The sequence below is a fragment of the Methanofastidiosum sp. genome, assembly GCA_013178285.1.
Classification (GTDB): Archaea; Methanobacteriota_B; Thermococci; order Methanofastidiosales; family Methanofastidiosaceae; genus Methanofastidiosum.
This window is the reverse complement of record JABLXD010000044.1, coordinates 1-10,208: the sequence shown is the minus strand read 5'-3', so window position 1 is coordinate 10,208 and position 10,208 is coordinate 1. Positions and strand designations below refer to the sequence as shown.

13 protein-coding genes are annotated in these 10,208 nt (G+C 34.6%); 10 read left to right on the top strand and 3 right to left on the bottom strand.

Annotated features, from left to right (window positions below; genetic code table 11):
• A partial coding sequence (locus HPY60_10400) for a hypothetical protein (GenBank protein NPV51586.1) occupies positions 1-578 on the top strand: 578 nt, incomplete at its 5' end.
• A 1-nt stretch (position 579) separates the two neighbouring features.
• Here HPY60_10400 and HPY60_10395 read toward each other — a convergent pair.
• Positions 580-804 carry a ferredoxin gene (locus HPY60_10395; protein ID NPV51585.1) on the bottom strand — a complete coding sequence of 75 codons (225 nt, stop codon included), beginning with the start codon at positions 802-804 and terminating at the stop codon, positions 580-582.
• 100 nt (positions 805-904) lie between these two features.
• Between HPY60_10395 and HPY60_10390 the strand changes: the two genes are divergently transcribed.
• Genes HPY60_10390 through HPY60_10380 form a run of 3 tightly spaced genes read left to right on the top strand, consistent with a single transcriptional unit; the run spans position 905 to position 2,602 of the window.
• Entirely contained in the window at positions 905-1,762 is an 858-nt protein-coding gene (locus tag HPY60_10390) for an NAD(P)-dependent oxidoreductase (GenBank protein ID NPV51584.1), read from the top strand.
• A 12-nt stretch (positions 1,763-1,774) separates the two neighbouring features.
• On the top strand, positions 1,775-2,383 hold the full coding sequence (locus HPY60_10385; GenBank protein NPV51583.1) for a hypothetical protein: 609 nt from the start codon (positions 1,775-1,777) through the stop codon (positions 2,381-2,383).
• A 30-nt stretch (positions 2,384-2,413) separates the two neighbouring features.
• Positions 2,414-2,602 carry a hypothetical protein gene (locus HPY60_10380; GenBank protein ID NPV51582.1) on the top strand — a complete coding sequence of 63 codons (189 nt, stop codon included), beginning with the start codon at positions 2,414-2,416 and terminating at the stop codon, positions 2,600-2,602.
• A gap of 42 nt (positions 2,603-2,644) precedes the next feature.
• Here the strand turns inward: HPY60_10380 and HPY60_10375 are convergent, their stop codons facing one another.
• A complete protein-coding gene (locus HPY60_10375) occupies positions 2,645-2,827 on the bottom strand; it encodes a hypothetical protein (protein NPV51581.1) in 183 nt (60 codons plus the stop codon).
• 118 nt (positions 2,828-2,945) lie between these two features.
• Between HPY60_10375 and HPY60_10370 the strand changes: the two genes are divergently transcribed.
• The 5 genes from HPY60_10370 to HPY60_10350 all read left to right on the top strand — a co-directional run bounded on the left by HPY60_10370 (position 2,946) and on the right by HPY60_10350 (position 8,021).
• Entirely contained in the window at positions 2,946-4,436 is a 1,491-nt protein-coding gene (locus HPY60_10370; protein NPV51580.1) for a PAS domain S-box protein, read from the top strand.
• 69 nt (positions 4,437-4,505) lie between these two features.
• Positions 4,506-5,069, top strand: coding sequence for a hypothetical protein (locus HPY60_10365; protein NPV51579.1), 564 nt, complete (start codon positions 4,506-4,508; stop codon positions 5,067-5,069).
• Positions 5,070-5,081: 12 nt separating this feature from the next.
• The gene (locus HPY60_10360; protein NPV51578.1) at positions 5,082-6,731 is read left to right on the top strand and encodes an NCS1 family nucleobase:cation symporter-1; all 1,650 of its coding nucleotides are present in this window, start codon (positions 5,082-5,084) and stop codon (positions 6,729-6,731) included.
• 220 nt (positions 6,732-6,951) lie between these two features.
• Positions 6,952-7,299: a hypothetical protein gene (locus HPY60_10355; GenBank protein ID NPV51577.1), complete on the top strand. Its 348-nt coding sequence runs from the start codon at positions 6,952-6,954 to the stop codon at positions 7,297-7,299.
• Positions 7,300-7,367: 68 nt separating this feature from the next.
• The gene (locus HPY60_10350; GenBank protein NPV51576.1) at positions 7,368-8,021 is read left to right on the top strand and encodes a DUF1211 domain-containing protein; all 654 of its coding nucleotides are present in this window, start codon (positions 7,368-7,370) and stop codon (positions 8,019-8,021) included.
• A 14-nt stretch (positions 8,022-8,035) separates the two neighbouring features.
• Here HPY60_10350 and HPY60_10345 read toward each other — a convergent pair whose 3' ends face one another.
• Positions 8,036-8,512, bottom strand: a complete 477-nt coding sequence (locus tag HPY60_10345; protein NPV51575.1) for an SRPBCC family protein — start codon at positions 8,510-8,512, stop codon at positions 8,036-8,038.
• Between the two features lie 120 nt (positions 8,513-8,632).
• Between HPY60_10345 and HPY60_10340 the strand changes: the two genes are divergently transcribed.
• Positions 8,633-10,021, top strand: coding sequence for a hypothetical protein (locus tag HPY60_10340; protein ID NPV51574.1), 1,389 nt, complete (start codon positions 8,633-8,635; stop codon positions 10,019-10,021).
• Positions 10,022-10,208 lie beyond the last annotated feature (187 nt).

The following is a 10,208-nucleotide window of genomic DNA, read 5'->3' as shown; positions in this document are numbered from 1 at the left end:
CCATTGCAGGTCACCTTTGGGGCGTAGACAGAATATTAATGTGGTCAAAACAAGAAGAAAAGAAATTTGAAGCTTGTCTTGATATTTGTACTGATCTTTGTATTGAAATCATTAGGAACTCTGTTGACTCAAGTGGAGTCGATGGCTTTTCTATGCCTGATCCAACTGCATCAGGAGACTTACTCGATCCAAAAGATTTCCAGCATTTCCTTGAGCCAAGATACAAGAGATTAACAAAGGAAACAAAAGACGTCCCATCAATATTGCATATATGTGGTGATACAAGAGGTTACATGGACAGGATACCCCACTCTGGATTTGATGCATTCTCATTTGAAGCACCTGGCACCTCCGTTAAGGAAGCAGTTATGGGTCTTGGAGGCAGAATTACATTGGTGGGTAGTGTAGAAACTATTCCAGTGATAATGCAGGGCTCATCGGAGCAAGTTTATGTCCAATCTCTAAGGGATATTGCAGACGGGGTAGATATTTTAGCACCCGCATGTGGCACACCACCATTTACTCCAAATGTAAACATAATGTCAATGGTAAAAGCTAGCAAATCGAAAATACAATAGTTTATTCCAAAGTGATAATACTCACAGGACAGGAATCTATAGCTGATTGGACACAATCTAATAGATCTTCCCCCACTTCTCCTTCAGAATCATTTTTACCCCTATATTCTTTAGTAACTTTAGAACTTTCACCAGGGTCTACAATAAAAACTTCAGGGCATGTAGAGCTACAATTTCCACAAAGAATACACTCTTCTTGTTTGATATGGACTTTCATCGTAATCACAAAATGTAATTTATATTATCTTTTATAAAATTATATTTCCTAATATTCATACCTAATTAATTTAAATCATTAAAAGCTAATATTGTCATAGGTTGATAGAATGAGACTAGGCTTTGTTAGAATTGGGGTCATGGGAAAGCCGATGGCCACAAATATCTTAAAATCTGGATACGAACTTATGTGTTACAACAGGACAAAAGAAAAAATATTAGACCTAAAAGACAAAGGAGCTTTAGTTGCAGATTCAGTTGAGGAATTGATTGAATGGGCGGATACGATAATCTTCATGTTAACAACGCCTGAAATAATTGAGTCCACTTTGATAAAAAATATTAAAGACCTCAATGTCTATAAAGGTAAAACAATAATTAATATGGGCACTATTTCTCCTTCATTTTCGATTAAATTAAGTCAAGAATTAAGTAAATACAATGCACGATATATCGACGCACCTGTCTCAGGGTCAAAAAAACCTGCAGAAGATGGAAAATTAATTATCTTAACGAGTGGAGATCAAGATCTCATAAGCATCCACAATCCAATTTTCGAAACCATGGGAAATAAGATAACATACTGTGGCGAAATCCCTAAAGCATCAATGATTAAATTGTCAGTCAACTTGTTGATATTGCATATGATGGAAGGATTCAGTGAAATGATTAATTTTGCAAAAAAAGGGGGCATCGACTTAAATTCTTTATTTGAAATAGTACTTTCAAGTCAGATATCAAACGATCTTTACAAGATGAAACATACGAACTATATCTGTGATGAATTCCCAGTTCAAGGGTCAGTCAAAAATGGAATAAAAGATCTTAGCTTGATTATGGAAACAGCTAATGAAATAGGTGCGTATCTCCCTCTTACTGCCTTAAATCATCAGATGTATTTAAAAGCAAAAGAGTCAGGTTATGAAGAAGAGGATTTCTCTGCAATAATAAAAGTATTAGAAAAATAATATGGTGTTATAATGCTTATAGACGTTTCTTTAAGATTGCAAGAGGGCATGTTATTCCGAAAAGGTTCTCCATCATTTTCTATTACTATGCTTAAGTGTTTTCATGAAGAGGAAGGACAATATGAAACGTCCGTAATAAATACCCCTTCTCATGTTGGGACACATATTGACATTGTTAATAAAAATAATAAAATTGAAGTGAATAGATTCATTGGTAGAGGAGTTCTTTTAGATATCTCAAATTGCAATACTGATCCAATTACTCTAGATAATCTCTCTAACAAAAGATTAGTAAAAAAAGATGATTTTGTTTTCTTTAGATCATGTTGGAGTAAGAATGTTGGTAAAGAAAAGTATTTTGATCACCCAGAACTTTCATTTGAAGTCATAGAATGGCTTTCCAAAAAGAAAGTCAATATGGTAGGTATAGATGCTCTAGGGCTTGGCAAAGGTAAAAATCATGGGAAATATGATAGGTATTTGGTCGATAAGAGTATCTATGTTATTGAGAATCTTACTAATCTTGATTTGATTAAAGATGAGGTATTTACAGTCTACTGTTTTCCCCTAAATATAGAAAATCTTGAAGCTATACCTGCTAGGGTGGTAGTCCAAGTATAAACTTATAAATAAAATAATTTTGGGCTAACTATGAGGCCAATTTTTAAAAGACGTATGTTGGGGTGGAAACCTGGAAACTTAGAAGCATGGGTAGTAACAGGGATTTTCTTAGCTTCATTAATTTTTGTTACGCCTTTATTTACAGGACAGTCGAGAACACTTTTCTTGGCAGGATGGGCAATACTGTTAATTATTGTAATGTTAGTCTTTTCAGAATAGAAAATTTATTTTTTTTTAAAGATTAAAAATATTTATAATCTATTATTGTTCTGGTAATTTAGATGCCACGAGTAGACCTATTGTAACAAGAACAAAACCCAAAGCAAAAATACCATCTTTCAAAGGCAAAAATTCTATTGTATATCCTGTTATGCTGGAAAGTATAAGGATAAATCCCACTACTGCCATTAAAATTCCTATGATTTGAGCGATTTTTACTGCCATGTCTTTAGGATATTCAAGCCATTTAAATAACTTTTTATTCTTCTAAATAGTATAAAATGTTACAAATTTTATAACGTAACTCTTATTAAATATGTTCTCATAATCTAAAGAGTGCAAAATGATCTCGGATAATAAGGCCATAAAGAAAAAAGAGGGAATAGTATCTCACAAAAAAGAGTTCCTAGAAAGTATTATAGAAACTGCAAATGCAATTATTCTTACATGGGACAATGATACAACTATAACTAGTTTTAATACCTATGGTAAAAAAATACTCGGCTATTCGAATGAAGATATTATTGGAAAAAAATGGCTTGAATTTATTCCCCCTGACATAAAGAAATACATGACAAATGTCAGTGAAAAAATCGTATCTGGTGAGGATTTATACTGGGACCACGAAAATACTTGGCTATGCAAAGATGGGTCGATAAAATATATTCTCTGGAGAAACTCCCCTATAAAAGATGAAAGTGGAAATACAATTTTTTACATTTCTGTTGGAGTTGATATAACAGAGCGTAAGAAAACAGAGGAGCTATTAATAGAGGCGGAAAAAAAGTTTAGAACATTATTTGACAGTGCAAACGACGCCATATTTATTCATGACTTTCATGGAAAATTTTTAGAGGTTAATGAAACAGCATCACAAAGATTGGGTTACACTAAGGATGAGCTTAGAAGTATGAGCGTAGATGATATTGAGCCTCAAGAATATCACAACTATATACTAAAAAGAATACAAAAAATAAATGAGAATAAATCACTATTTTATGAAACAACACATATCAACAAATCTGGAAAAAGAATACCCGTTGAACTTAGTAGCAGAATAATAGAACTTGACAAAAAGTCATATATTTTATGCATTGCAAGAGACATAACGGATAGAAAAAAGGCCGAAGATGAGATGAAAAGACAGCTCATGAAGTTCAGATTGGAAGATGGAAACATATACACTGTTAGAGAGATTGCCCCTACAATATCTCTAGAAGCATTTAAAGATATTCAAAAAATAGGTTATGAAAGTGTTATCATATCTAGAACAACTGAAAAAGAATTTCAAAAATATTTTAATGGAAATTACAAATACCTTTGGCTTCACGAAGAGGAGCATGATGAAAAACTGTCCAATCTAAGAAAAATAGAAAAATATATTGGAAATTTAACTAGAAAAACAGTTATCCTACTCGATAGAATAGACTATCTTATAACAAAATATTCTTTTAAAGAAACTTTGAATTTTTTCCAGAATATAAGGGATTTAGCTTATCTTAATGATTTGATTATCCTAGTTCCAATTGATCCCCAACTGTTAAGCGAAAAAGAGCTGAAGTTCCTAGAGAAGGACACTAAAGAAATTGAGCTCAGATATGGAAAAACATTGTCTGAAGATCTTTTAGAGATACTAAGATATGTATATACTAAAAACAAATCCGGATATAAACCCTCATTCTCCGATATTGGAATTGAATTTAATATAACTAGGCCCACGATTAAAAAAAGAATCGATAAACTCATTGAAACAAATTATTTGAATATCTCTATCAGCGGGAGAAATAAAGTTGTCGAGCTGACACACAAGGGCAGAGATCTTTTCTTAGGATAATTTTACATATTTTTACATATTCTTTTCACAAAAAATATCTATTTGTAAAGCCAATATTGTATTGGTGCTATGTTAGAAAAGGATCAAAGATCGAGAAAGGTGGCAGTCGTGGCCCACTGCCTCCTTAATCAAAATGCAAAAGTAAATGGATTTGCATTCTTTCCAGACATGATAAAGGAGCTGGTAGATTCTTTACATAAGTACAACTATGGCATACTACAGCTTCCATGCCCAGAGACTGTTTATGCAGGCATGAGACGATGGTGGTATGTTAGAGAACAGTATGACAATGCAATGTACAGAAAAGTAGCAAGAGCGGCGATAGAGCCGGTTTTGGATCAGATAGAGGAGCTATACAAAGATGGATGTAAAATAGTCCTTATAGGACTAGACGGAAGCCCTTCATGCGGAGTAAGGTCAAGTGGTTCAGATCCCAGATGGGGGGGAAAACCAGAGATAGACAATCTTGAGTATCCCCAAGTAAAAGAATCTGGAATATTCATCAAAATGATTCAAGAAGGCATAAAGGAGCGGGGCGTTCCTAAATTAAAAGAAATTGGTGCCGGCTTTGATATGCCTAATTTTGACAAAGGGGCCATTGTTAAAGAAATTGAAGAGTTTTTAAAAGATTAAATGAGGTGAAAAATGATCAAGAAAGAAATTGTTAGAGAGGTGGAAGGCAGATTTGAACTAACAGAAACATTGCCTGATTCTCAACTTTATAACAAAGACTTAGCTCCTGTTCCATTAGAGAAAAGAACATGGAGATACTACGAATTCTTTGCAATTTGGGTAGGGATGTCAGTATGTGTTCCAACGTGGATGTTGGCCGCTAGTATGATTGCCGCAGGATTTAATTGGGTGGTATCTATCGGGACTATAGCATTAGGGCAGTTAATAATTCTAATACCCTTAGTATTAAATTCCTTCCCGGGAGCAAAATATGGTATACCAATGCCCGTTCTTTTGAGAAGCAGCTTTGGAATTTTTGGTGCGAATATTCCGGCCCTTTTAAGGGGTGTCGTGGCCGCAGGGTGGTTTGGTATACAGACTATGATAATGGCCTTTGCATTAGATGGAATCTTTGTTGCATTGAGTCCAGAGGGATATGGTGGAATCGCTGGAATAGTTGGATTTTTCAATCTTCCAGCTCATTTAGTCATCTCCTTCTTCATTTCGTGGATAATAACTGTCGTGATATGCTATTACTCGCCACCTGGTAAATCTGCTCCAGGAATAAAATGGCTTAACGATATATCTGCCCCAATTTTATTGCTAATTGGGATAGGGCTACTTTGGTGGGCATTCACTGAAGCAGGAGGGTCTTGGGGACCAATACTTGGGCAACCTACAACTGCTTCATGGGCAGTATGGCCAGCATTTCTCACTGCAATGGTAGCTTACTGGGCACCTATAGCGATTAACATCTCAGACCTCACAAGGTTTGCCAAAACTCAAAAGGTGCAGTATATAGGGCAGACATTAGGACTTCCAACAACTATGACTGCATATTCGTTTATTGGCCTTGCAGTAACATCAGCAACTGTTTTGATATACGGTGAAGCTATTTGGGATCCTGTGGCTTTGATGATTAAGACCGAAAATGCTTTCTTTATTTTCGTTGGGCTAGTATTTATTATTCTAGCAACTTTAACTACAAATGTAACTGCAAATATGGTTGCGCCTATAAATGACTTTATGCATCCAATTCCAAAATATCTAAACTGGGAGAGAACAACAATACTTGTAGGGCTCATAGGGATAATTATGCAACCTTGGAGATTTCTTGCAGATCCTAATGCATACATATGGACATGGTTACTAGGATACGGAGCATTTTTAGGCCCTGTAGCAGGTGTTCTAATTGCAGACTTTTGGATTGTGCAAAAACAACGTATCAAATTAGATGACCTTTATTCTAGAAAAGGATACTATGACTTTAGAGGAAAAACAGACTACGGTGCAATAATAGCCCTTTTGGTGATGGCTGCACTTATTATATTCTATGCAACTAAAGGATTGATATTAGGATCAGGTTGGCCGTCATGGCTGTCTACCGGGGTCATGGTCCTTGGAATTTTAGGTGCTATATACCTTGACATTGCAGATAAAAAAGGAATCAATATGTGCGGTGCACTATCACTTTATCTTGGAATAGTCCTTGCAGTAGGTTCACAGCTTATTGTTCCTGGACTTGGGATGTACACTTGGTTCATAGGTATCATCATAGCTTTCTTAGCTTACTACCTCCTCCATACTTATTGGTATGGAAAGAAGTTTCCCCCATTAACTTAGTAGATATTTTCTTTTTAACCTCCACCAACCCAACTAGAAAAATGGGGGACTAGTTGGGTATTTTTTAATAGAAAATAAATCAATACCTAAAATAATTTAATTCTGAGTAATGTATTAGCTTCTTAAAAATGAAGATTATCAAAAATCTGTAGTTCCTGATCTTTAAATAATGTCAGAAAGTGATATAAGTTTAAACTTCCATATATAATAAGGGAAAAACATGAATATTATTTATACCATATTCTCTATCATTGTTATAGCTAAAGTAGGACATACTGCAATTAAAAATAAAAATTATTTAAGGCCCACATCAAGGCTTAAAAAAGGAGAAGGCATGTTGCTAGGGATTATTTTTGGTATTCTAATTGGAATTGGAGTTAGCATCCTTTTTAATCATTTTGTCTTTATCGTTATAGGTCTTGCATTTGGACATTATATCGGTCTTGTAATTGAATCGTTGGCATGCCCCTCAACATCTGATGAACTCGTATCTTATAGAAAGTATTCGCTTGCAGGCACAATTGCCGCAATAATAAGTACAATATATGCAGCTTTTGGAATAGAATAAATTATTTTTTAATATCTGGTAAAAGATAGTTTTATAATTTAGTAATAATTTATCTCAATTAAGATAAAATGGCAGATACTAAATCTAAATATAAATTGGGAATGGCAAAGTGGAACCTAAGTGGAATAACGAAGGAAAGATTAACTTTCTTTAGTGACGCCGTATTTGCAATAGCAATTACTCTTCTAGCACTGGATATAAGAATATCTGGCATTCCAAACGAATTAATATCTTTACAATTAAAATCAAAAATAATTGAATTAATCCCGAACATTGTGGGATTTGGATTAAGTTTTTGGATAATTTCTAACTTCTGGATAAAATACCACAGAATTATGGGGCTAATTAAAAAAAGTGACTCCACTGTAATGTATTTAAATTTACTTTTTTTGATGTTTATAGCCATACTACCATTTCCAAATTCACTTTTAGGACGCTATCCTACTGAACAATTGGTCATTGTATTGTATTCTTTATGCATATTTATTACAGGCATCATCCCTAATTTTATATGGTTACATGCTTCAAAAAAGTATAGATTGATAGATAAATCATTAAGTAAAAAATTTATAGATCATGTAACTGTGAGACTTTTTGTTTCCCCTTTGATGTTCCTTTTAGCAGTTCCATTTTCTTATATTAGTTCTTATATTTCAATTCTCATCTGGTTTCTATCACTTCCTTTTGGGTCTCTTACAGAGCTTTACTTTAGACGAAATTAGTATAAATTAATATTCTATGATTTTTCTTCTAAAATCTTTTTAATATTTTTCCCTTCTTCTTGCATGTGCTCATTTGACGTTTGAAGAATATACTCAACTTTATCTTTGCTGAATTTAAGGAATAATCTACCAAATTTATAATATGTCAATGCAGTAAAGACTGAACTTTTTCCCTTGGGCTCGATTAGCCATTCAATCTTTGGACACATAAAAGATGTTGGAAAGTCAAACTTCAATACAATTTTCCTGTTAAGAATAATTTCAGTGCAACTACCTTTGAGTTTTGCAACTTCACCACTCATTTTTTGTTCTGAATAGAAAGTTGAACCGACTTCTAGAGGATTTCCCTTCGTCCATTTGAACAAAATATGGTCTTCAGGATGCCAAGAACTATAGTTCTGTTCAATATTGTAGAAAAATTTCCATATTTCCTCTGGTGGCGCTTTAATCTCAATTGAATGCTTTACGAAGTATTCCTTATAGATTTCCATAAAATCACTAAATTAGATATACTCAACTGTTAATATAACTTTTCTATACCGAAAAACATAAATAGGAACAGTAGTAGTTATGAATGACTATTTATTAGTCAAATATTGGATAGTGATTCAATGAAGAGATTATTCGTTGTGCTATCAATTACAGTTTTGTTATTTTCAGCTATTTCAGTATCCCTAGCTCAAAAAGAAAACTACCCTTGTTATAATACTTTACCTTCTCAATGCCAATCATGCGTATCCGAAAAATGTATGTGCAGAAATGTTGAAGGCATGTGTTGGTGCCATGACTATTGTCAATGTAATGGATATCCCCCATATATTTGCAATAATGTTCCAGTGCAATGCGCTAGCTGCCTTACCCCTTGTTGTGTTCTAGAAGGGTTCCAGTGGTGTCAACTGTTTACTTCTTGGTATAGCCCTTACTGGATGGAAATCTACAATAATGAAGTTAAAGGTTGCTATGCAAGAGACCTAGTTTGTTACAATGGATTAGAATCTTTGGAAAGTACCTTACAGACAGAAGATAATAATTGCTATATCTACGATGGATATGAAAGCCTCACTCGATATAATTTTGGGGAAAATGGCCTTTTTTCTGTCAACGGGAATGGACATACTGTACCAAGTTTAACTTTGAATGTTCCGATATGCACAAATTCTCGAACTTTCTTCCAAAATCCGCCACCTTGCACGCCTGCCCAACCAGTTCCATTAGCGCAGGAAACTGTAACAAAGTTAAAATCTTGCTGCTATGATGTTAGGGGCTGTGGGGACACTCCAGCCATAGGATGTTCAGTTCCGTGCAATGGCTATGAAGTGCCGCCCAATTATGCGTGCAGTACAAATGAAATTGTTATATTGGATGTGGAAAGTATTGAAGGTCCAGTGTCTATAAATGGCAAAATTTACGAGTTTAATCCTGACTGTAAAAATTACCCAAGTATTTATCCAGGATGCATGTGGTGGATAGTATGGTATAATGGGGAAAAGCCTTTCGAAGAAGTGCCGGGAATTGTATATGTAAATCAAGGAATCCCAAGGACAATCACAATTGAAGGCGACGGTTACATGACATTTACCTTAGAGCAGAAATGCTGTTATGATTGCAAGGAAAAGCCACAGCTACCTTCTTCAATCCTCTACCCAAAGGTCGATATTGAACAGCTTTCAATAGCGGGAGGTCCCACCGTAATACAAGATGGTAAGGTTCTATCATCTCTTACAATCTCTCCCGGAGTCCAGCAAGCTATGATCCAAGTTGAGAATAGAGGCTTCTTCACCCAGAATGATTCGAGAGTAAGATTTGATGGTTTACCAGATGGGGTAACAGCCACAGTTTTACCAGATTCTCAAAAGATAACGGCACACAACATAGGGACATATTCTGCTACATTCACAGTAGGCCCAAACGTTCCATCAGGCACTTATAAAGTGACAATAATAGCGTACTCTCCAAATGGAGTTTTTGACACAATAACAATAGACTTTGTAGTTCCTTAAATTTATTTTATTTTTTTCTATCAATACTTTTTTAAAAAACAATTATTATAGAAGATTATGGCAGACATATCAAGTGTATCTTTGATAATCGGGGCAATGGTTATTTTGATGGGAGTTTATATTTTATTATCACTATTAAGAATCCCGATAAAAGAAGACAAAGAAGCTTTAGTTCCAGAGAATGTAG

Excerpts from the sequence above, each read along its gene's own strand:
- HPY60_10380 (NPV51582.1), top strand. The coding sequence starts at position 2,414 with ATGAGGCCAATTTTTAAAAGACGTATGTTGGGGTGGAAACCTGGAAAC.
- HPY60_10370 (NPV51580.1), top strand. The coding sequence starts at position 2,946 with ATGATCTCGGATAATAAGGCCATAAAGAAAAAAGAGGGAATAGTATCT.
- HPY60_10360 (NPV51578.1), top strand. The coding sequence starts at position 5,082 with ATGATCAAGAAAGAAATTGTTAGAGAGGTGGAAGGCAGATTTGAACTA.
- HPY60_10375 (NPV51581.1), bottom strand. The coding sequence starts at position 2,827 with ATGGCAGTAAAAATCGCTCAAATCATAGGAATTTTAATGGCAGTAGTG.
- HPY60_10345 (NPV51575.1), bottom strand. The coding sequence starts at position 8,512 with ATGGAAATCTATAAGGAATACTTCGTAAAGCATTCAATTGAGATTAAA.
- HPY60_10340 (NPV51574.1), top strand. The coding sequence starts at position 8,633 with ATGAAGAGATTATTCGTTGTGCTATCAATTACAGTTTTGTTATTTTCA.
- HPY60_10350 (NPV51576.1), top strand. The coding sequence starts at position 7,368 with ATGGCAGATACTAAATCTAAATATAAATTGGGAATGGCAAAGTGGAAC.
- HPY60_10355 (NPV51577.1), top strand. The coding sequence starts at position 6,952 with ATGAATATTATTTATACCATATTCTCTATCATTGTTATAGCTAAAGTA.
- HPY60_10385 (NPV51583.1), top strand. The coding sequence starts at position 1,775 with ATGCTTATAGACGTTTCTTTAAGATTGCAAGAGGGCATGTTATTCCGA.
- HPY60_10390 (NPV51584.1), top strand. The coding sequence starts at position 905 with ATGAGACTAGGCTTTGTTAGAATTGGGGTCATGGGAAAGCCGATGGCC.
- HPY60_10365 (NPV51579.1), top strand. The coding sequence starts at position 4,506 with ATGTTAGAAAAGGATCAAAGATCGAGAAAGGTGGCAGTCGTGGCCCAC.